Source organism: Propionicimonas sp. (assembly GCF_047606205.1).
Lineage (GTDB): Bacteria > Actinomycetota > Actinomycetes > Propionibacteriales > Propionibacteriaceae > Propionicimonas.
This window is the reverse complement of record NZ_JASGES010000222.1, coordinates 16055-37101: the sequence shown is the minus strand read 5'-3', so window position 1 is coordinate 37101 and position 21047 is coordinate 16055. Positions and strand designations below refer to the sequence as shown.

18 protein-coding genes are annotated in these 21047 nt (G+C 71.1%); 13 read left to right on the top strand and 5 right to left on the bottom strand.

Annotation, left to right across the window (positions count from 1 at the left end; all coding sequences use genetic code 11):
• A partial coding sequence (locus QM633_RS13915; RefSeq protein WP_415154359.1) for a DEAD/DEAH box helicase occupies window positions 1-1280 on the top strand: 1280 nt, incomplete at its 5' end.
• Between the two features lie 296 nt (window positions 1281-1576).
• Window positions 1577-2293, top strand: coding sequence for a tyrosine-protein phosphatase (locus QM633_RS13910; RefSeq protein ID WP_415154358.1), 717 nt, complete (start codon window positions 1577-1579; stop codon window positions 2291-2293).
• A gap of 70 nt (window positions 2294-2363) precedes the next feature.
• On the opposite strand, the gene QM633_RS13905 is transcribed toward QM633_RS13910, so the two are convergent.
• The 5 genes from QM633_RS13905 to QM633_RS13885 form a co-directional block, all read right to left on the bottom strand.
• Window positions 2364-3683 (bottom strand): hypothetical protein, encoded by a 1320-nt coding sequence (locus QM633_RS13905; RefSeq protein WP_415154357.1) that lies wholly within the window; start codon window positions 3681-3683, stop codon window positions 2364-2366.
• A gap of 136 nt (window positions 3684-3819) precedes the next feature.
• Window positions 3820-4164, bottom strand: a complete 345-nt coding sequence (locus tag QM633_RS13900; RefSeq protein WP_415154356.1) for a hypothetical protein — start codon at window positions 4162-4164, stop codon at window positions 3820-3822.
• A gap of 149 nt (window positions 4165-4313) precedes the next feature.
• Window positions 4314-5483, bottom strand: a complete 1170-nt coding sequence (locus QM633_RS13895; protein ID WP_415154355.1) for a phosphoglycerate dehydrogenase — start codon at window positions 5481-5483, stop codon at window positions 4314-4316.
• A gap of 13 nt (window positions 5484-5496) precedes the next feature.
• The gene (serC, locus tag QM633_RS13890) at window positions 5497-6579 is read right to left on the bottom strand and encodes a 3-phosphoserine/phosphohydroxythreonine transaminase (protein WP_415154354.1); all 1083 of its coding nucleotides are present in this window, start codon (window positions 6577-6579) and stop codon (window positions 5497-5499) included.
• A gap of 58 nt (window positions 6580-6637) precedes the next feature.
• Window positions 6638-7285, bottom strand: coding sequence for a TIGR03085 family metal-binding protein (locus QM633_RS13885; protein WP_415154353.1), 648 nt, complete (start codon window positions 7283-7285; stop codon window positions 6638-6640).
• A gap of 50 nt (window positions 7286-7335) precedes the next feature.
• Here QM633_RS13885 and hisI point away from each other — a divergent pair, with 50 nt between their 5' ends.
• The 11 genes from hisI to QM633_RS13830 all read left to right on the top strand — a co-directional run bounded on the left by hisI (window position 7336) and on the right by QM633_RS13830 (window position 21037).
• Entirely contained in the window at window positions 7336-7686 is a 351-nt protein-coding gene (hisI, locus tag QM633_RS13880) for a phosphoribosyl-AMP cyclohydrolase (RefSeq protein ID WP_415154352.1), read from the top strand.
• On the top strand, window positions 7683-9203 hold the full coding sequence (locus QM633_RS13875; protein ID WP_415154351.1) for an anthranilate synthase component I: 1521 nt from the start codon (window positions 7683-7685) through the stop codon (window positions 9201-9203). The genes hisI and QM633_RS13875 overlap by 4 nt, the downstream gene beginning before the upstream one ends.
• A 121-nt stretch (window positions 9204-9324) precedes the next feature.
• A complete protein-coding gene (locus QM633_RS13870; RefSeq protein ID WP_415154350.1) occupies window positions 9325-9555 on the top strand; it encodes an HGxxPAAW family protein in 231 nt (76 codons plus the stop codon).
• 1 nt (window position 9556) lies between these two features.
• Window positions 9557-10336, top strand: a complete 780-nt coding sequence (trpC, locus tag QM633_RS13865) for an indole-3-glycerol phosphate synthase TrpC (protein WP_415154349.1) — start codon at window positions 9557-9559, stop codon at window positions 10334-10336.
• 97 nt (window positions 10337-10433) lie between these two features.
• Window positions 10434-11675 carry a tryptophan synthase subunit beta gene (gene trpB / locus QM633_RS13860; RefSeq protein WP_415154361.1) on the top strand — a complete coding sequence of 414 codons (1242 nt, stop codon included), beginning with the start codon at window positions 10434-10436 and terminating at the stop codon, window positions 11673-11675.
• 41 nt (window positions 11676-11716) lie between these two features.
• Window positions 11717-12535, top strand: coding sequence for a tryptophan synthase subunit alpha (gene trpA / locus QM633_RS13855; RefSeq protein WP_415154360.1), 819 nt, complete (start codon window positions 11717-11719; stop codon window positions 12533-12535).
• A 9-nt stretch (window positions 12536-12544) separates the two neighbouring features.
• Complete coding sequence (locus QM633_RS13850; RefSeq protein ID WP_415154348.1) at window positions 12545-13231, top strand: histidine phosphatase family protein; 687 nt, start codon at window positions 12545-12547, stop codon at window positions 13229-13231.
• Window positions 13232-13285: 54 nt separating this feature from the next.
• A complete protein-coding gene (lgt, locus tag QM633_RS13845) occupies window positions 13286-14257 on the top strand; it encodes a prolipoprotein diacylglyceryl transferase (RefSeq protein ID WP_415154347.1) in 972 nt (323 codons plus the stop codon).
• A 235-nt stretch (window positions 14258-14492) separates the two neighbouring features.
• Window positions 14493-19025: a glutamate synthase large subunit gene (gene gltB / locus QM633_RS13840; protein WP_415154346.1), complete on the top strand. Its 4533-nt coding sequence runs from the start codon at window positions 14493-14495 to the stop codon at window positions 19023-19025.
• The gene (locus tag QM633_RS13835) at window positions 19018-20484 is read left to right on the top strand and encodes a glutamate synthase subunit beta (RefSeq protein WP_415154345.1); all 1467 of its coding nucleotides are present in this window, start codon (window positions 19018-19020) and stop codon (window positions 20482-20484) included. Before gltB ends, QM633_RS13835 begins: the two co-directional genes overlap by 8 nt.
• A 13-nt stretch (window positions 20485-20497) precedes the next feature.
• Window positions 20498-21037: a YybH family protein gene (locus QM633_RS13830; RefSeq protein WP_415154344.1), complete on the top strand. Its 540-nt coding sequence runs from the start codon at window positions 20498-20500 to the stop codon at window positions 21035-21037.
• Window positions 21038-21047 lie beyond the last annotated feature (10 nt).

Below are 21047 nucleotides of genomic sequence, written 5' to 3'. Positions count from 1 at the left end.
CGGTGGGCCAGGCGTTCGCGCTGGCGACCCGGCGGCTCTCGCTGACCGGCACGCCGTTCCGCTCGGACGCCACCCCGATCCCGTTCGTGACCTATATGGAGGAGGCGGACGGGATCCGCCGCTCGGTCGCGGACTACACCTACGGGTATGCGGAAGCGTTGCGGGACCACGTGGTGCGCCCGGTGGTCTTCCTCGCCTACGGCGGCGGCATGCGCTGGAAGACCCGGGCCGGGGACGAGCTGGCCGTGAACCTCGGCGAGCCACTGACCAAGGACATCACCGCCCAGGCCTGGCGCACCGCGCTCGACCCGGCGGGGGAGTGGATGCCGGCCGTGCTGCGCGCGGCGGACCGCCGGCTGACCGAGGTGCGCCGGCACGTGCCGGACGCGGGGGGCCTGGTGATCGCCACCGACCAGAGACAGGCCCGCGCGTATGCGCGGGCGTTGGAGGGGGTGTGTGGGGAGAAGCCGACGGTGGTGCTGTCCGACGATCCCGGCGCGAGCCGCCGGATCGAGAAGTTCTCGGGGTCTGAGGACCGCTGGATGGTGGCGGTGAGGATGGTGTCGGAGGGGGTGGACGTGCCCCGGCTGGCGGTGGGGGTGTACGCGACGGCGACGTCCACGCCGCTCTTCTTCGCCCAGGCCGTGGGGCGGTTCGTCCGCAGCCGGAGGCGTGGCGAGCTGGCCAGCGTGTTCCTGCCCACCGTCCCGATCCTGCTGGCGCACGCCGGCGCGCTGGAGCGCCAGCGCGACCACGTGCTGGGCCGGCCGAAGCACGCCGACGACCTGTGGGGCGAGGAGGAGGCGCTGCTGGCCGAGGCCAACCGGACGCGCCGCAGCTCGGATCTCGAGGGAGAGCAGGAGACGCTGGAGGCCAACGCGATCTTCGACCACGTCCTGTTCGACGCCCACGCCTACGGCATGCAGGCCGAGCCGACGAGTGCGGACGAGGCCGACTACCTCGGCCTGCCCGGCCTGCTGGAGCCCGACCAGGTGGCGTCCCTGCTGGCCGAGCGGCAGCGGCGGCAGCTGGCACGATCCGACCGCCGTGCCCGCCGTGAGAAGGAACCGGCAGAGGTCAGCCTGTTCCGCGCCCTGGAGGGGCGCAGGAGGGAGCTGAACAGCCTGGTCTCCCAGGTCGCCCGGGTACGCGGGGTCCCGCACAGCCACGTCCACGCCGGCCTGCGCAGGGAGGCCGGCGGCCCGTCGCTGGCACAGGCCACGACCGAGCAGGTGGAGGCCAGGATCCGGCTGGCCAGGCAGTGGCTGGCCGCCGGCTGAGACGGATGACCCGGCGCTGCTGTTGGACAACGGACGCGCCCGCCGGGCGCCGTGGTCACCTGGTGCATCAGCGGGTGACGTTGTCCACCGAGTTCGGGGCACCACGTCACGCTGAAGCCGTCCGCCCGTCACCGGTGGGGGCGTTCGCTTCCTGGTGTCCCCACGCACGGGTCGGAGGTCGCGTTGCCGAACCGCCCGGCAGCCGTTGAAGGGGCCGCCATCTGTTGTGGCTGCGCCCCGATGTCCGCTCCTGCCACAGTGAGGGCGCTCGGGGTGCGGGGCGGTACGGTGACCGGGTGCGGGTGCTCGGCTGGGACGGCTACCTCAACTGTCGGGATCTGGGCGGACTGCCGACCCCGGCCGGGCCGACGCGCCCGGGTCGGATTGCGCGGGGGCCGCGCCGGGAACTCCTGAGCCCGGCGGGCTGGGCGGCAGCCCGCGAGTGGGGCTTGCGCACGATCGTTGACCTGCGCTGCGCCTACGAGGTCGGTCTGCGCGACGGAGACCCGGTTCCGGACGGCACTGTCATGGACGGGGTATCGGTCAGGTCAGCCCCGACCGAGGACCACTCCAGCGAGGAGTTCCGCCGGACCTGTTTCCCGATCCTCGATTCGCCCGCGTGCTGGTCGCACAATCTTCGGATCCTTCCCGATCTGGTGCGGCGGGCTCTCGAGGTGATCGCGGCCTGCGAGCCGGGCGTTCTGATCCACTGCAGCGCCGGCAGGGATCGTACCGGGATGATCAGCGCGCTCCTGCTCGCCAATGCCGGCGTCGCACCCGAGGTCGTCGCGGAGGACTACGCGGTCTCGGTCAGGCAGTTGGCGGGGGCGCGAACGCGCTCTCCTACTGTTGACCGCCAGGAGGCCTGGCGGCCTGCAGACGCGGAGGCATGGATCGCCCAGGTGTGCCCGATCGTCGTGGCGTTCGCCGAAGGCGTGGGCGAGCTGCTTGACCAGGTCGGTCTTCAGGACGACGACCGGCTCCGACTTCGCACGCTGCTGCTTCCCGCATGACCCCCCGCGAAGCGCACGCAGCTGTCGCCGACGCTCGAAGCTCTCCCGGTCGACCTTCCGTCCCCGGTCGTCAGGGCGGGGAGGATCTGGTGTCGGCCCGGCGTGCGGGGACCCGAGTTGTCCCGTCGGGACCGACCCGGTAGACCTGCCCGCGAGGCGAGGTCCACCAGAAGACGCCTGGACGGGGCTGCTCCAGCGTCCAGCCACCGTGTGTCTTGCCACGGTGCGCGCGACGACTGAGTGGCCCGAGGTTCGAGGGCCGGGTTTGGCCGTGCTCACCGGTGAGGTAGGGGATCGTGTGGTCGAGGTCACACCCGCGGGCGGCCCGGGAGGAGTAGGGGAACACGTCGAACCGATCGCGCGCCAGCACCGCTTCACGGACCGAATCAGGGATCTCGTAGGCGTCCAGTGCAGGCTCGGCGTCGTGTACGTGGACGACGGGGGTGAGCCTGATCCGATGGTGCCCGACCACCTGACCGAGTTCGTCGACGAGCACCGGGCCGACCTTCTCGATTCGTGCGGGCCCACCGTCCTCCAGGACATCGCTGCCCAGGTGGACGAACACCTGTGCGACCGGCGCGTGCCGGCGTCGGCTGCGCTTCTCGGAGCTCTCGGCCTCCGGCGTCGAATCGTCCACGCCGTCGAGCAGGGCGAGCACGCCCTCCGGGTCTGCGAGCCGCCCCAGCGCCCGGGAACGCACCACGTCGATGGGGTCGGCGTCGCCGTGCTCGACCAGCGCGGCGGTGACCAGGCCGAGGAGATGCTCGAGGGCCTTCAGGTCGGCAGTGTCGGCAAGCGCCGACATCCATGCCAGTGACGGGTCGTCGGCGGAGACTCCCATGTGGACGTGTCGGGACCGGCGGGAGCGCTCGGTATGGGCGGTCACCTTGGCGGGGGCAACCTCGATGATCGCCGCGCGGAACCGGGCCACCATCCTTCCCCAGCCGATCAGGCCGAGGGCTGGTTCCACGAGGGCATCGACGCGCAGGCACTCGCCGTACCCGAGTTCGAACGTGTCGGCCAGTTGGGCGAGCTGACGGGCCCGCCAGAAGTCCACCCGGCCCTGCTCGACAGCGCGCCACACGGACGGGAGCCGCCCGTGCAGGTTCACCACGTCGCGGACCAGGAGAGTGGCACTGGCCACCGAGGTCGCACTGAGGGCCGCGATCTCCAGGGGCAGCGCTTCGTCGACCAGCGGGGTTCCTTCGCCGCCGATCCGCACCGGGCGTTCAGCGACCATCTCGAACTCCTCGCCCTCGCTCCACTGCCGTTCGAGCGCGAGGTCGAGGATGGCGCGCGCCTTCGCCGCCTGGGCGGCCGTCTCCGCCGCGATGGCGGCCTCGAGCCGTGCCATCGCGGGAGCCTGCTGCTCCGCCACCATCTCGACCATGCCTCCATCCTGGCACCCACCTGTGACACTTCTGCTCGATCCGGCCGGACAGGAGCTACCTGATCACGGCCGAGTCGAAGGGATGGAAGAGAACGTGTGCGCGTACTCGGCCGCTGATGCTCACCGGGCAGGACACTCAGGGGACCAGGGCGCAGATCTCGACGCTCGTGGTGTGGCCCGCGGCGACCGCCACCTGTACCGGGGTGAGCCGGCCTCCCGGTAGCCGCGCGGTCAGGCTCCCGGACAGTTCGTAGGTGCCCGGCGGCAGGTCGAGGCTGAACACACCGTGGCTGTCCGCCTCGGTGGCGTAGACCTTCCCGCTATCGGTGCCGACCCTCTTCGCGGTCAGGCGGGCGGCGACCGGCGTCGTCGCGATGATCCCGCCCTTCAGGCAGGTCAGGCCGTCGAGGTGACCGGTCTCGGGAACCGTCGGCGTCTCCGCGCAGGCCGTCAGCACGGGCAGCAGGACGAGGACGGCCAATGCCGGTGCAGACCGACGTGGGCGCGAAGCATGCAACGGCGGGGTCATGACGCTTCCACGCCCACGGCGGTCCGGTTCGTTGCACCTGGGGCGAGCCTGCCGTGGACGAGCCCGCGCCGCACCCGGGGACCCGGTCGGCCGCGGCCCGCTCAGATCAGGCGCGAGGAGAGGACACCGTCGATGGCGGCGATCTGGGCCATCACCGACGCCGGCACCTCCCCGTCCACGTCGACCAGGGTGTAGGCGAGGTCGCCCCGCGACTTGTTCAGCAGGTCGGCGATGTTCAGCCCTGCCCCGGCGAGCAGGGTGGAGATCTGGCCCACCATGTTCGGTACGTTGCTGTTGGCGATCGCGATCCGGCTGGTGCCCGCCGCGCGCGCCAGCGACGCGTTCGGGAAGTTCACCGAGTTCACGATCGTGCCTTCGGTCAGGAAGTCGCGCAGCTCGTCGGCGGCCATCCGCGCGCAGTTCTCCTCGGCCTCGTTCGTGGACGCGCCGAGGTGCGGAAGGGTGACGACCTTGTCGCGCTTGTTCAGCGCCGGGGACGGGAAGTCGCAGATGTAGGCACGCAACTGGCCGCTCTCCAGGGCGTCCACGACCGCCGACTCGTCCACGATCGGGCCACGGGCGAAGTTGATCAGCACCGCCGACTTGCGCATCTTCTCCAGCTGTTCTGCGCCGATCAGGCCACGGGTGCCGTCCACGAGCGGGACGTGCAGGGTGATGATGTCGGCCCGCTTGAACAGCTGATCGAGGTTGGTGACGTGCTCGACGAACGAGCTCAGCTTCCACGCGTGGTCAACCGTGATCTGGGGGTCGTACCCCAGCACCCGCATGCCCAGGCCGGCGGCGGCATTGGCCACCTCGACGCCGATCGCGCCCAGCCCGATCACCCCCAGCGTCCGGCCGGGCAGCTCGAAGCCGACGTAGGCCTTCTTGCCCGCCTCGACCGCCTTGTCCATCGACGCGGCGTCACCGTCGAGCCGGTGCGCGAAGGCCGCGGCGGGAACGATGTTGCGCGCCGCCAGGAACAGAGCCGCCACGACCAGTTCCTTCACGGCGTTCGCGTTGGCGCCGGGGGTGTTGAACACCGGGATCCCCCTGGCCGAGTAGTCGGCGATCGGAATATTGTTCGTGCCCGCCCCGGCGCGGGCCACGGCCAGCACGGAGGCGGGGATCTCGACGCCGTGCAGGTTGGCCGAGCGCAGGATCAGCGCGTCCGGCGCGGCGGCGTCGGACGACACCTCGAACTCGTCCTTGGGCAGCCGGGAGAGGCCCGTGTGGCTGATCGCGTTGAGGGTCTTGACGGTGTATGCCATGGTGCGGTGTCTCCTAGCCGTTGCGGCGCTGGAAGTCGGTCATGAAGTCGATCAGCGCCTGCACGCCCGCCAGCGGCATCGCGTTGTAGATGCTCGCGCGCATGCCGCCGACCGAGCGGTGACCGGCCAGGGTGGTCAGTCCTGCCTCGGACGCCTCGGCCACGAACGTCTTGTCGAGTTCGGGGTTCGCCTGCAGGAACGGCACGTTCATCCACGACCGGGAGTCCTTCGCCACCGGGTTGGAGTAGTAGCCCGACCCGTCGATGTAGCCGTACAGCGCCTCGGCCTTGGCGGAGTTCCGCTCCGCCATCGCGGGCAACCCGCCGCTCTCCTTGACCCAGGTCAGGATCTTGCCCAGCAGGTAGATGCCGAAGGTCGGCGGGGTGTTCAGCATCGAGTCCGACGCCGCCATCTCCGCGTAGTTCCAGATCGACGGCGTGCTCGGGCGCGCGCGTCCCAGCAGGTCGTTGCGGACGATCACCACGCACAGGCCCGACGGCCCCATGTTCTTCTGGGCGCCGGCGTAGATCAGGCCGTACCGGGAGACGTCGATCGGCCGGGAGAGGATCGTCGAGCTCATGTCTGCCACCAGCGGCACGTCGCCGGACTCGGGCACGTAGCCGAACTCCACCCCTCCGATGGTCTCGTTGGGCGTGTAGTGCAGGTAGGCGGCAGCGGGGTCGACCGTGAAGCTGCCCTCGGCAGGGGTGGTCGTGTAGCGCGAGCCCGCCTCGTCGGCGAGCACGTCGACGGTCAGTCCGGCCTTCCTGGCCGCCTTGATCGCCTTGGCCGACCACTGCCCGGTGTTGAGGAAGTCGACCGTGTCGCCGTCGGCGGTCAGGTTGAGCGGGATCGCGTCGAACTGGCCGGAGGCACCGCCCTGGAGAAAGAGCACCGTGTAGTTCTCCGGGATGCCCATCAGCTCCCGCAGCAGGGCCTCGGTCTGCGCCGCGCACTCCACGAACGCCTTGCCGCGGTGCGACACCTCCATCACCGACATCCCCGAGCCCTGCCAGTCGGTCAGCTCGGACCGGGCAGCTTCAAGGGCCTCAAGGGGGAGCATGGCGGGGCCTGCGGAGAAGTTGTAGACGCGCATGCCCGCCATTGTGTCAGTTCTGTTTCGGCGAGCGGTGCCGCGTCGGAGGCGTGGACGCTCAGAATCCGAGCGACACCCGCTCGACGAGCGAGACAGCCGCAGCCTGCCCGATCGCCTCCACGCGGGCGGCGCCGCGACGCCCGAACAGGTACAGCAGGAGCTCGGTCGGGGCGCCGAGGAGGGTGACGATGTCGGGTCCGGTCCCGATCCGGACCGGCTCGCCGGGCGGGCTGTCCCGCTCCAGCCAGACCGCCACCGGGCAGCGCCGGAACGCCAGCCGGGCCAGTGCGGCGGACCGCTTCCAGGCGAGGTTCTCCATCGCGGGATCCGGTGGCCGCGGGGTGAGGTCGCCGCCGCCGCGACGCACGTCCTCGGCGTGGACGAAGAACTCCAGCGTGTTCGCTGCGTCCTCGACCCCCGGCAGCCGGAACGGGGACGGTCCGGACGGCCCCCGCCGAATCGCAGCGATCAGGTCCTCGTACCGGCGGCGGGCGACGATCTCCGCCAGCCGTGCCTGCGTCTTCTCCGGTCGCCGGCCGAGCAGGTTCGCGGCGACCCGCCAGGTCTCGTTCTCCCTCGCCCAGACGTGGGCGGCGAGGTGGTGGGCGGTCCACCCCTCGCACAGGGTGGGGGCGGACGGGGGCACGGCGGCCAGCGCGTCACACAGGGCTGCGCGTTGGTCCAGGGGTCGCTGGTGCGGGCTCACGCCACCGACGGTACCCACCCGGGGGTCATCGGGGCTGCCACAATGTCGGGGTGAGTGAGCTCGACGCGGACGTGGCCGCACTGCTGAAGCGGAACCCGGAGGGACTCGTGCCCGCCGTCGTGCAGGACGCGACGTCAGGGGCGGTGCTGATGCTGGCCTGGATGGACGACGAGGCGCTGCGGCGCACGCTGGCCACCCGCCGCGGCACCTACTGGTCGCGGAGCCGCGGCCAGTACTGGGTGAAGGGCGAGACCAGCGGCCACACCCAGGCCGTGCGAGAGGTCCGGCTCGACTGTGATGGCGACACGCTCCTGATCGTCGTCGACCAGGTCGGGCCCGCCTGCCACACCGGCGCCACGACCTGCTTCGACGACCGGCTGCTGCTGGCGGAGGAGGCATGAACCTCGCCATCACCCCGGACCTGCCCGGGTTCCTCGCCGCCGGTGCCGAGCACCGGGTGGTCAGCGTCCACACCCGGCTGCTCGCCGACGACTTCACGCCGGTCGGGCTGTACCACCAGCTGTGCGGGGGGCGTCCGAACACCTTCCTGTTCGAGTCCGCCGAGGGCGGGGTGTGGTCGCGCTACTCCTTCATCGGCGTGAACGCCGTCGCGACCCTCACCGAGGCCGGCGGGGCCGCCCGCTGGGAGTTCAGCGGACGCACGATCACCGGCCTTCCCGAGGGCGGCGACCCGCTGGTGGTCCTCGCCCGCACCCTGGACCTGCTGCACACGCCCCGCGAGGAGGGGCTGCCGCCACTGGTCTCGGGAATGGTGGGTTACCTCGGCTACGACGTCGTCCGGCGGCTCGAGCGGCTGCCCGACAGCAACCCCGACGACCTCGGCCTGCCCGAACTCGCGATGATGCTCGTCACCGACATGGCCGTCCTCGACCACCACACCGGCGAGGTGTGGCTGGTCGCGAACGCGATCAACTTCGACGACACGGCGGACCACATCGAGGAGGCGTGGGTCGACGCCTGCGACCGGCTGCGGGCGATGGCCGACGCGCTGCTGCGCCCCTGCGTCCCGCTGGTCGCGGTCAGGGACGCGACGGCCGAGGCGGCACCGGTCCGCCGGCAGCGGACCTCCGCGGAGTACCAGGCGGCGGTCGCGGCCGCGATCGAGGAGATCAGGGCCGGCGAGGCCTTCCAGATCGTGCCCAGCCAGCGCTTCGAGACGGACTGCGCGGCCGACCCGCTGGACGTGTACCGCGTGCTTCGCCGGAACAACCCCAGTCCCTATCTCTACCTGCTGCGGCTGCCCGGCTTCGCGATCGTCGGGTCGAGCCCGGAGGCGCTCGTCCAGGTCACCGGCGGGCGGGCGACGACCCACCCGATCGCGGGAACGCGGCCGCGAGGCGCGACGGCTGCGTTGGACGCGAGCCTGGAGGCGGAACTGCTGGCCGACGCGAAGGAGGCGGCCGAGCACCTGATGCTGGTCGACCTGGGTCGCAACGACCTCGGCCGGGTCTGCGATCCGGGAACCGTCGAGGTGGTGGAGTTCATGAAGGTCCGCCGCTACAGCCATGTGATGCACCTGGAGGCGGCGGTCTCCGGCACCCTCTCCGCCGGCCGCACAGCTCTCGACGCCACCCTGAGCTGCTTCCCCGCGGGAACGCTGTCCGGTGCCCCGAAGGTGCGCGCGATGGAGATCATCGACCGGCTGGAGGTCTCGCGGCGCGGCCTGTACGGGGGCGTGGTGGGCTATTTCGACTTCGCCGGCGACTGCGACACCGCGATCGCGATCCGGACGGCCGTGCTCGCCGACGGTGTCGCCTACGTTCAGGCCGGGGCCGGTGTGGTGGCGGACTCCATCCCTGCGAACGAGGACCTGGAGAGCAGGAACAAGGCTGCCGCGGTGCTCGGTGCGGTCGCCGAGGCGTCCGCCCTGACCCGCCTGCGGAGGCCTGGTTCCTGAGAGACAGTTAGGAATCCTGCCGAATCCGCGCATCCGGGGCTGGCGGTGTTCGCGTGCAACGGTCAATATGGAGCCTTGTTTGGTTTTCCAACCCGGAACCGCAGACTGGAGGAGCGATCGGATGATCGAAAGCGCTGACCGGACCGCGGGCACTTCCGCCAGGGAGTACCACCACGGCCGGACCCCCGCGGCCTGGGCCGGCAGCATCATCGCTGCCGTGGCATTCATCCTGGGGGCGGTCGCCTTCGTCCTGGGCCCGAACTGGACCCTGGTCTGGGTGGCGTCGGTGCTGCTCATCCTCTCCCTGGTGACCGGAGGCCTGCTGCGGCGGATGGGCTACGGTCAGTCCTGACATGACAGTGCTGGACGAGATCATCGCCGGTGTGGTCGAGGATCTCGAGGTCCGCCGCGCCGCGCGTCCGCTGGACGCCCTGATGGCCGAGGTCGCGCACATCCCGCCCGCCCTCGACCCGGTGCCGGCGCTGCGGGCGCCCGGCCTGAGCGTGATCGCCGAGGTGAAGCGATCCAGCCCGAGCAAGGGCGCACTGGCCGCGATCGAGGACCCCGCCGGTCTCGCCGCCCGGTACGCGGCCGGGGGGGCTGCGGCGATCTCCGTCCTGACCGAGAAGCGGCGCTTCAACGGCAGTCTGGCCGACCTCGTGGCCGTCCGGCAGGCTGTGCGGACGCCCCTGCTGCGCAAGGACTTCGTCGTCACCGAGTACCAGCTGTGGGAGGGCCGCGCCGCCGGCGCAGACCTCGCCCTGCTGATCGTCGCGGCGCTGTCCCAGCGCCAGCTCGAGGACTTCCTGGCCGTGGCGGACGGGCTGGGGGTGACCTGCCTGGTCGAGGTGCACACGGCCGAGGAGACCCGCCGTGCGCGCGACGCCGGCGCGCGGGTGGTCGGCGTGAACAACCGCGACCTCAAGACCCTCGAGGTCGACTTGAGCCATTTCCAAGAACTTGCTGAGCTGCTCGGCGGTGACGTCGTGAAGGTCGCCGAGTCGGGGATCCTGGACGTCGAGGACGCGGCCCGGATGCGTTCGGCCGGCGCCGACGCCGTCCTGGTCGGCGAGATGCTGGTCCGCAGCGGCGACCCCCGGTCGGTCGTCGCCGCCCTCGGCGCGCTGCCCTGATCACGGTCGGTGCCGGGTGTTCGGCCCCGGAGGCGTCCGGGTCCGGCGGTGGGCGGGTTGCCCGTCCTGCCCGCGAGTGTGAGTGAATAGGGGAGTGATCCCTTCCGCGTTGCCAGACCAGACGGGCCACTACGACATCTTCGGTGGCCGGTACGTCCCGGAGGCGCTCGTCGCAGCCCTCAACCAGCTCGAGGCGGAGTTCGACGCCGCCATGGGGGACGCGTCCTTCTGGCGCGAGCTGGACGACCTTCGGCGCAACTACTCGGGCCGCCCGACCCCGCTCACCGAGGCGCCGCGGTTCAGCACCCACTGCGGCAACGCGCGCATCCTGCTCAAGCGCGAGGACCTGAACCACACCGGGTCGCACAAGATCAACAACGTGCTCGGCCAGGCGCTGCTGACGGCCCGGATGGGCAAGACCCGCGTGATCGCGGAGACCGGGGCCGGCCAGCACGGCGTGGCCACGGCCACCGCCGCCGCGCTCCTCGGCATGGAGTGCCGCGTCTACATGGGCCGGGTCGACACCGACCGCCAGGCCCTCAACGTGGCCCGGATGCAGCTGCTCGGGGCGGAGGTGATCGCCGTCGAGTCCGGCAGCCAGACGCTCAAGGACGCGATGAACGAAGCGATGCGCGACTGGGTCGCCAGCGTGGACAACACGCACTACCTGATCGGCACGGTCGCCGGACCACACCCGTTCCCGAAGATGGTCCGCGAGTTCCACCGCGTGATCAGCACCGAGATCAGGGAGCAGATGCTCGGGCGCTTCGGACGGCTGCCGGACGCCGTCGCGGCCTGTGTGGGCGGCGGATCGAACGCGATGGGCACCTTCGTCGACTTCATCGACACCCCGGAGGTCGCCCTGTACGGCTTCGAGGCCGGTGGCGACGGTGTGGAAACCGGACGTCACGCCGCGGCGATCGGAGGCGGCTCGGTCGGCGTCCTGCACGGCATGCGGACCTACATCCTCCAGGACGACGACGGCCAGACGATGGAGTCGCACTCGATCTCGGCGGGCCTCGACTACCCGGGCGTCGGCCCCGAGCACGCGTGGCTCGCGGCGACCGGACGGGCCACCTACGAGGCCGTCACCGACGCCGAGGCGATGGAGGCCTTCGAGCTGCTGACCCGGACCGAGGGCATCATGCCCGCGATCGAGTCCGCGCACGCGCTGGCCGGGGTCATCCGGCTCGGGCGCCGGCTGGCGCTCGAGCAGCCCGACGCGGAACCGGTGATCGTCGTGTGCGTCTCCGGGCGTGGCGACAAGGACGTGGACACCGCGATCAGGTACTTCGGGCTGACCGGCAGACCCGACTCCTCGACGGGGGGAGCGGCATGAGCGTGGAGACACCGGCGGCCGGCGCCGCCACGGGTTCCGGCGTGGCCTCCTCGGCCGGGGCCCTCACCGCGGCCAGGGCCGAGGGCAGGGGCGCCCTGATCGGCTACCTCCCGGTGGGCTACCCCTCGGTGCCCGGCTCGCTGGCGGCGCTGAGGGCGCTGTGCGGCGACGGTGTCGACGGCCCCGGCGTGGATCTGGTCGAGATCGGCCTGCCCTACTCGGACCCGATGATGGACGGCCCGGTGATCCAGCGCGCCGGGACGAGGGCGCTGCAGCGGGGCGTGCGGACCCGGGACGTCTTCGCCGCCGTGGAGGCCGTCCGGTCGACCGGAACCCCGGCCGTCGTGATGACCTACTGGAACCTCGTCGACCGGTACGGCACGGCCGCGTTCGCGCGCGACCTCGCCAACGCCGGCGGCTCCGGCCTGATCACCCCTGACCTCATCCCCGACGAGGCGCAGGACTGGATCGCGGCCTCGGACGCCCACGGGCTGGACCGGGTCTTCCTGGTCTCGCCGTCCTCGACGGACGCGCGGATCGCCGCGACGGCGGCAGCCGGCCGCGGCTGGCTGTACGCCACCTCCGTGATGGGGGTCACCGGCACCCGCGCATCCAGCCCGACCGCGGCGCCGGACCTCGTCGCCAGGATCCGGCGACTCGCCCCCGACACCCTGGTCGGCGTCGGCCTCGGGGTGTCCAACGGCGACCAGGCCGCCGATGTGGTGGCCTACGCGGACGCGGCGATCGTCGGCTCCGCCTTCGTGAAGACCCTGCTGGCCGCCGACGACGCCGGCGCACCCGGCGACCTGTCGGCCCTGCGCGGCCTGGTCGCCGACCTTGCCGCCGGCGTCCGGCGCTGAGGCGGCCGCGTGCGCTTCGTCGTCGTCCGGCACGGCCAGTCCACCAACAACCTGCTCTGGGAGCAGACCGGCAGCGAGCAGGGCCGGCACCCCGACACGCCGCTGACCTCGACCGGCCTCGCCCAGGCCGAACGCCTGGGCGAGGCCTTGGCCGGCGGCGTCCTGCCGTGGCCGGTGGACACCCTCTACTGCAGCCTGATGATGCGGGCCGTGCAGACGGCGACGCCGCTCGCCGAGGCCCTGGACCTTCCGCTGAACGGCCACCCGTCCATCCACGAGGTCGGCGGGCCGTACGACATCGAAGCGGCGACCGGGGCGATGGCGCCCTATCCGGGGGCACGCGCCGAGGAGCTCCGGGCGGTGTCGGCGCGCCTCGTCCTGCCCGATTCCGCGGGTGCCGACGGCTGGTACGACGGTGCGCTCGAGCCGGTCGAGCAGGCGGGCGCCAGGGCGGCGGCCGTGGTGGCCGGGCTGCGCGCTGCGCACGGCGCGGACGAGACCGTGATGCTGGTCAGCCACGGCTACTTCTCGCAGTTCCTGTTCCGGCACTTCCTGCAGATCGAGCGGATGACCGGGTGGCTGGAGATCCACAACACGAGCATCTCGCTCTACGAGGACGTGCCCGAACGCCCGGGCATGCGTGCGGTCAGGGTGAACTGGCTCCCGCACCTTCCCGACGACCTGGTCACCTACTGAGGTGGACGGGACCCAGGTGGACAGGTGGGTTGACCTGCCGGTAAGGATGGGCGGGTGACGCTCTTCATCCCGAGCCCGTCGATCAGTTCGTTCCAGATCGGCCCGCTGACCATCCACATCTACGCGCTGTGCCTGATCACCGGCATCGTCGCCGCCTGGATGCTGGGCGTGCGCCGGTGGCGGGCTCGCGGCGGCCGCACCGAGACCTTCGAGACCGTCCTGCTGTGGGCCATCCCGATCGGCATTCTGGGCGCGCGGTTCTACCACGTCATGACCCACCTGGGGGACTACTTCGGGCCGGGCATCAACCCGTGGACCGTCTTCGCCATCTGGCAGGGCGGTATCGCCATCTACGGCGCGATCGGCTTCGGTGCGCTGGCCGCGTGGGTCGCGGCACGGAAGCAACGGATCGCCTTCGCCGCCCTCGCCGACGCCCTGGCCCCGGGCATCGCCATCGGGCAGGCGATGGGCCGTTTCGGCAACTGGTTCAACCAGGAGCTCTACGGGCAGCCCACCACGCTGCCCTGGGGGCTCGAGATCGACCCCGCCCACCGCGCTCCCGGCTACGAGCAGTACGCGACCTTCCATCCCACCTTCCTCTACGAGTCGATCTGGAACCTCCTGGTGGCCGGCGTCCTGCTGTGGGCCGATCGGAGGTTCCGGCTGGGCCGCGGCAAGGTCTTCGCGCTCTACGTCGCGCTGTACGGGTTCGGCCGGATCTTCACCGAGAGCATCCGGCTGGACTACTCCTACGACTTCTTCGGCCCGGTGCGGTTCAACGCCGCGGTCGCGATGCTGATCTGCCTCGCCGGCGTCGTCCTGTTCGCATGGTTGTCGAGGTTCCGGCCCGGCCGCGAGGAGGTGGTCGAGTTCGGCGTCACAGCCGGTGCCGACAAGGCCTCGCAGGAAGGGGCCGAGGCCGCTCCCGCGGAGGCGGATCCCGCCGCACCGGGCGCCGCCGACCCGGCCGGCGAGCAGCCGGAGGCGGAGGGCGCCGGGGCGGGATCCGATCAGCCCCAGCCCTGACGCTGTGGGCGTGTCGCCCCCGCGATTGCCGTCCTGACGAGGCCGGATGCCGTCGTTCGCGGCGCAGGAGCGGCGCCGGACACACCCTCGTAACGCGCATCGTCCATGATGCAATCGGCCGAACAGGGACCACGGGTCGAGTCAGGTAGGCTCGCCCCCCAAGCGTGCAGCGGCGGCGTGCTGGCCGACCCTGGCTGCACCCGCCCCGCGCGCTCGCGCAGATGGGAGTGATCAGATGGCGTTGACGACGATGCCCGGCAGGCCCGCGGAGGGACTCTACGACCCCACCTACGAGCACGACGCCTGCGGCGTGGCCTTCGTCGCGCAGCTGAGCGGCGTGGCGAGCCACGACATCGTCGCCAAGGGACTGACCGCCCTGGAGAACCTCGACCACCGCGGCGCGACAGGCGCCGACCCGGCCGCCGGCGACGGCGCGGGCATGCTGCTGCAGGTGCCCGACCGGTTCCTGCGCGAGGTGGTCGACTTCGACCTGCCCGACCCCGGCACGTACGCGATGGGGATGGCCTTCCTCCCGACCGAACCGGTCGCGAGGGCCTCGGCGAAGCGCACCATTGAGTTCCTCGCCACCGAGGAGAAGCTGGTCATCCACGGCTGGCGTCCGGTGCCGACCGACGACTCGACGCTCAGCCCGATCTCGCGGGCGAACATGCCGCACTTCGAGCAGTTCTTCGTCTCCACCGTCGGCCTGGACTCCGGAATCGCGCTCGACCGCGCGGTGTACCCGTTGCGCCAGCGCGCCCGCAACGAGGCCGGCGTCTACTTCGCATCCCTGTCCGGGCGGACGACCGTCTACAAGGGCATGCTGACCACCCAGCAACTGGCCGAGGTGTTCCCCGACCTGCTCGACGAGCGGGTCGAGAGCGCACTGTCGCTGGTCCACTCGCGGTTCTCGACGAACACCTTCCCCGCCTGGGAGCTCGCCCACCCGTACCGGCTGATGGCGCACAACGGCGAGATCAACACCGTGAAGGGCAACCGGAACTGGATGCGGGCGCGCGAGGCGCTGCTGGCGACCGGCACCATTCCCGGGGACATCGAGCGGATCTTCCCGGTGTGCACCCCCGGCGGCTCGGACTCCGCGTCCTTCGACGAGGTGCTCGAACTGCTCCACCTCGGCGGACGCTCGCTGCCGCACGCCGTGCTGATGATGATCCCGGAGGCCTGGGAGAACCACACCGAGATGGACGAGGCGCGCCGCGCCTTCTACTCGTTCCACGCCTCGCTGATGGAGCCGTGGGACGGCCCCGCCTCGGTCACGTTCACCGACGGCTCGCTGATCGGTGCGGTGCTCGACCGCAACGGCCTGCGTCCGGGCCGCTACTGGGTGACCGACGACGGCCTGGTGGTGTTCGCCTCCGAGGCCGGTGTCCTCGACCTCGAGCCGGCGAAGGTGGTCGAGAAGGGCCGGATGAAGCCCGGCCGGATGCTGCTGGTCGACCTGGACGGGCACCGGCTGATCAACGACGACGAGATCAAGGCGCACCTGGCCGCAGAGCACCCGTACGCGGAGTGGCTGGAGGCGGGCCGGGTCGATCTCGACGAGCTTCCCGAGCAGCAGCACGTCGTGCACAGCCACGCCTCGGTGACCCGGCGGCAGCAGGTCTTCGGGTACAGCCACGAAGAGCAGCGCATGATCATCGCCCCGATGGCGAACACGGGTGCCGAGCCGATCGGCTCGATGGGCTCGGACACCCCGCTCGCCGTTCTCAGCGACCGGCCACGGCTGCTGTTCGATTACTTCGCCCAGCTCTTCGCCCAGGTCACCAACCCGCCACTGGACGCGATCCGCGAGGAACTCGTCACCTCGCTGTCGGCGACCTTCGGGCCGGAAGGCAATCTGCTCGAGCCCACGCCGCAGTCGTGCCGGCAGATCGTGATCGGCTACCCGATCCTCGACTCCGACCAGCTCGCGAAACTGGTCCGGATCAACCGTGACGGTTCGATGCCCGACTACGACACCTACGTGGTCCGTGGCCTGTACGACGTCGAAGGCGGCGGCGCGGCCCTGCGCGCGAAGCTGGATGAGCTGTGCGGGCAGGTGAGCGAGGCGATCGCGGGCGGCGCGCGCACGATCATCCTGTCCGACCGGCACTCCAACGCCGAGTTCGCGCCGATCCCCTCCCTGCTGCTGACCGCGGCGATCCACCACCACCTGGTTCGGGAGAAGGCCCGCACACAGGTCGGTCTGATCGTGGAGGCCGGCGACGTCCGTGAGGTGCACCACGTCGCGCTGCTGATCGGCTACGGTGCGGCGGCCGTCAACCCGTACCTGGCCTTCGAGTCGGCAGAGGACCTCGCCCGGCGCGAGTGGCTGGTGAAGGTCGACCCGGAGAAGGCGGTGTCCAACGTTCGCAAGGCGCTCGGCAAGGGCGTCCTGAAGGTGATGTCGAAGATGGGTGTCTCGACGATCGCCTCCTACACCGGTGCCCAGATCTTCGAGGCGCTCGGGCTGTCCGGCGAACTGGTCGAGCGGTACTTCACCGGCACCACCAGCAGGGTGGAGGGCATCGGTCTCGACGAGATCGCCGGGGAGGTGGCCCGCCGGCACGCCAGGGCCTACCCGCCCGACGGCATCCCGCTGCCGCACCGCACCCTGTCCGGCGGCGGCGAGTACAAGTGGCGCAGGGAGGGCCCGCCGCACCTGTTCGACCCGGAGACGGTGTTCCGGCTGCAGCACGCCACGCGGCAGAAGCGCTACGACGTCTTCAAGGCCTACACGGCCAGGGTGGACGACCAGGCGCAGCGGCTGATGACGCTGCGGGGACTGCTCGAGTTCGCCTCCGATCGGGAGCCGCTGCCGATCGAGGAGGTGGAAGGAGTCAGCGAGATCGTGAAGCGCTTCTCCACCGGTGCGATGAGCTACGGCTCGATCAGCCAGGAGGCGCACGAGACCCTCGCGATCGCGATGAACCGGCTCGGCGCGAAGTCGAACACCGGCGAGGGCGGCGAGGACACCGACCGGCTGCACGACCCGGCGCGGCGCAGCGCGATCAAGCAGGTCGCGTCCGGGCGCTTCGGCGTGACCAGCGACTATCTGACCAACGCCACCGACCTGCAGATCAAGATGGCCCAGGGCGCCAAGCCCGGCGAGGGCGGCCAGTTACCCGGCCAGAAGGTGTACCCGTGGGTGGCGAAGACCCGCCACTCGACGCCGGGCGTCGGCCTGATCTCGCCCCCGCCGCACCACGACATCTACTCGATCGAGGATCTCAAGCAGCTGATCCACGACCTGAAGTGTGCGAACCCCGCGGCGCGCGTCCACGTGAAGCTGGTCGCGGAGGTCGGCGTTGGCACCGTCGCGGCCGGGGTGTCGAAGGCCAAGGCCGACGTGGTGCTGATCTCGGGCCACGACGGCGGCACCGGAGCGGCGCCGCTGACCTCGCTCAAGCACGCGGGCGGTCCCTGGGAACTCGGCCTGGCCGAGACCCAGCAGACCCTGCTGCTGAACGGGCTGCGGGACCGGATCGTCGTGCAGGCCGACGGCCAGCTGAAGACCGGGCGGGACGTGGTGATCGCCGCGCTGCTCGGCGCGGAGGAGTTCGGCTTCGCCACCGCCCCGCTGGTGGTGTCCGGCTGCGTGATGATGCGGGTCTGCCACCTGGACACCTGCCCGGTGGGCGTCGCGACCCAGAACCCGGACCTGCGGGCGCGGTACAACGGCCACGCCGACTTCGTCGTGAACTTCTTCGAGTTCATCGCGCAGGAGGTGCGTGAGCACCTGGCCGCGCTGGGCTTCCGCACGATCGAGGAGGCCGTCGGCCACGTCGAGGTGCTGCAGACCAGGAAGGCGATCGAGCACTGGAAGGCCCAGGGCCTCGACCTGGCTCCGGTGCTGCACCGGGTGGACCTGCCCGAGGGCGCGCCGCTGCACTGCGTCACCACGCAGGACCACGGGCTGGAGGAGAAGCTGGACGTGCAGCTGGTCGAGATCTCCCGCCCCGCGCTCGATCACGGCGAGCTGGTGCGCGCCGACCTGACCGTCCGCAACGTGGACCGCACGGTGGGCACCATCCTCGGCCACCACGTGACGAAGGCGACCAACGGCGAGGGGCTGGCGGAGAACACGATCGACCTCACCCTGCGGGGCACCGCGGGACAGAGCTTCGGCGCGTTCCTGCCCCGTGGTGTCACGCTGCGACTGGTGGGCGACTCGAACGACTACTTCGGCAAGGGGCTGTCCGGCGGCCGGCTGATCCTGCGTCCGCACAAGAACGCGCCGTTCGTGCCCGAGGAGCAGATCATCGCGGGCAACGTGATCGGCTACGGCGCCACCAGTGGCGAGCTGTTCATCCGCGGCCAGGTCGGCGAGCGGTTCTGCGTCCGGAACTCCGGTGCCACCGCGGTCGTCGAGGGTGTCGGCGACCACGCCTGCGAGTACATGACCGGTGGCGAGGTGCTCATCCTCGGCCAGACCGGACGCAACATCGCCGCCGGCATGTCCGGGGGCGTGGCGTGGATCCTGGACCTGAACGTGGCACGGCTGAACACGGAACTGGTCGACCCGCTCCCGCTGGGCGACGACGAACTGGTCCGGGTACGCGAGCTCCTGGTCAGGCACCTGGAGGAGACCGGGTCCGGGGTCGCGGAGCGCCTGCTCAAACTGTCCGACGACGAACTACGCCCGCGGTTCACCACCCTGATGCCGCGTGACTACGCGCGGGTCCTCAAGGCGCGCGCCGACGCGGAGCTGGCGGGGCTGGACGAGGAGACCACGGTCAAGCTGATGATGGAGGCCTCGCATGGCTGATCCCAGAGGTTTCATGACGACGCCGCGCCAGGTGGCCGAGCGCCGCCCGGTCGCCGAACGCATCCACGACTGGAACGAGGTGTACCCCGGCAGCCCCGGCAAGGCGGTGCTGCCGATCATCAGCAAGCAGGCCGGTCGCTGCATGGACTGCGGCATCCCGTTCTGCCACCAGGGCTGTCCGCTGGGCAACCTGATCCCCGAGTGGAACGACATGGTCTGGCGCGACGACTGGCGAGGCGCGCTCGACCGGCTGCACGCGACGAACAACTTCCCCGAGTTCACCGGGCGACTGTGCCCTGCGCCGTGCGAGACGGCCTGCGTGGTCGGAATCAACCGGGATCCGGTGACCATCAAGAACGTCGAGGTCGCGATCATCGATCGCGGCTGGGACGACCGCAGGGTGATCGCGGAGACCGCGGCGTGGCAGACCGGCAAGACGGTCGCGGTGATCGGCTCCGGCCCGTCCGGGCTCGCTGCGGCGCAGCAGCTCACCCGCGCCGGCCACACGGTGGTCGTGTACGAGAGGGCCGACGCGATCGGCGGCCTGCTCCGCTACGGAATCCCCGAGTTCAAGATGGAGAAGCAGGTTCTCGACCGTCGCCTCAAGCAGATGCGGCTGGAGGGCACGGTCTTCAAGACCGGGGTGAACATCGGCGTCGACATCACCGGAGAGCAGCTGCTCGAGCGCTTCGACGCCGTCGTCCTGGCGATCGGCTCCACCCTCGCGCGGGACCTCCCGGTGCCCGGCCGTGAGTTCGCCGGCATCCACCAGGCGATGGAGTTCCTCCCGCAGGCCAACCGCGCCGCCCTCGGCCAGGAGGTCGCCGACCAGATCACCGCGCACAGCAAGGACGTGGTGATCATCGGCGGCGGCGACACCGGCGCGGACTGCCTGGGCACGTCGATCCGGCAGGGCGCGCGCTCGATCACCCAGCTCGAGATCATGCCGACGCCGCCGCAGGAGCGTCCGGCCAACCAACCCTGGCCCACCTATCCGATGACCTTCCGGGTGTCCTCCGCGCACGAGGAGGGGGGCGAGCGGCTGTACTCGGTCTCGACCACCGAGTTCGCCAGCGACGACTCCGGCAGCGTGACCGGCCTGAACCTCAACGAGGTCCGGATGGTGAACGGCCGCTTCGAGGTGGTGGACGGGAGCGAGCGCTTCCTCCCCGCGCAACTGGTCCTGCTGGCGATGGGCTTCACCGGGCCGCAGCGGGAGGGCCTCGTCGAGCAGCTCGAGCTCGAGCTCGACCCGCGGGGGAACATCGTCAGGGACGCCGACTTCGCCACGAGCGCCGATCGGGTGTTCGTCTGCGGCGACGCCGGCCGCGGCCAGTCGCTGATCGTCTGGGCGATCGCGGAGGGGCGGTCCTGCGCGAACGGTGTGGACGCCTTCCTCCAGGGCGCGTCCCGGCTGCCCAAGCCGATCCTGCCGACCGACCGTCCGCTCGTGGTCTAGCGGGGTGGGCGCGATGGCGTCGAAGAAGCGACTCAAGCAATTGAAGAAGCTGGCCGCGCTCACGCCCCGCCTGCCCCTGCCGTCCGGGCCGACGCCGATCAAGGCGCCGCTGGACATGGTGACCAGGTTCGCCGGCGCGTGGAACGACCGCGACGCCGGGGCGGTGGCGGAGCTGTTCGCCGAGGACGCGGACTTCGTGAACGTCGTGGGTCTGTGGTGGACCAGCCGCCTTTCGATCGAGCGGGCGCTGCGGCGTGGCTTCGCCGACTGGTTCGCGGGCTCGGAGTTCACGGTGGAGAAGCTCAGCCAGCGCCTGATCGGCGAGGACGGGGCGGTCGTGCTCGCCCGCTGGCGGATCGAGGGTCAGAAGAACCCGGCCGGCGAGACCGCCCCCGCCCGGCGTGGCGTGGCCACCGTCGTGCTCACCCGCCTCGCCGACGGCACGTGGTTGTGCGTGAGCTGGCAGAACACCGACATCGCCGCCGCCGCCGACACCAACGTCGTCGTCGACGGGGTGGTAACCCCCACCAGCTATATCGAACCGACCGCCTGAGCCGCGCGAC

Coding starts and splice junctions, on each gene's coding strand:
- QM633_RS13905 (WP_415154357.1), bottom strand. CDS start 3,683: ATGGTCGAGATGGTGGCGGAGCAGCAGGCTCCCGCGATGGCACGGCTC.
- QM633_RS13895 (WP_415154355.1), bottom strand. CDS start 5,483: ATGGCATACACCGTCAAGACCCTCAACGCGATCAGCCACACGGGCCTC.
- serC (WP_415154354.1), bottom strand. CDS start 6,579: ATGCGCGTCTACAACTTCTCCGCAGGCCCCGCCATGCTCCCCCTTGAG.
- QM633_RS13875 (WP_415154351.1), top strand. CDS start 7,683: ATGAACCTCGCCATCACCCCGGACCTGCCCGGGTTCCTCGCCGCCGGT.
- QM633_RS13870 (WP_415154350.1), top strand. CDS start 9,325: ATGATCGAAAGCGCTGACCGGACCGCGGGCACTTCCGCCAGGGAGTAC.
- trpC (WP_415154349.1), top strand. CDS start 9,557: ATGACAGTGCTGGACGAGATCATCGCCGGTGTGGTCGAGGATCTCGAG.
- gltB (WP_415154346.1), top strand. CDS start 14,493: ATGGCGTTGACGACGATGCCCGGCAGGCCCGCGGAGGGACTCTACGAC.
- QM633_RS13835 (WP_415154345.1), top strand. CDS start 19,018: ATGGCTGATCCCAGAGGTTTCATGACGACGCCGCGCCAGGTGGCCGAG.
- QM633_RS13830 (WP_415154344.1), top strand. CDS start 20,498: ATGGCGTCGAAGAAGCGACTCAAGCAATTGAAGAAGCTGGCCGCGCTC.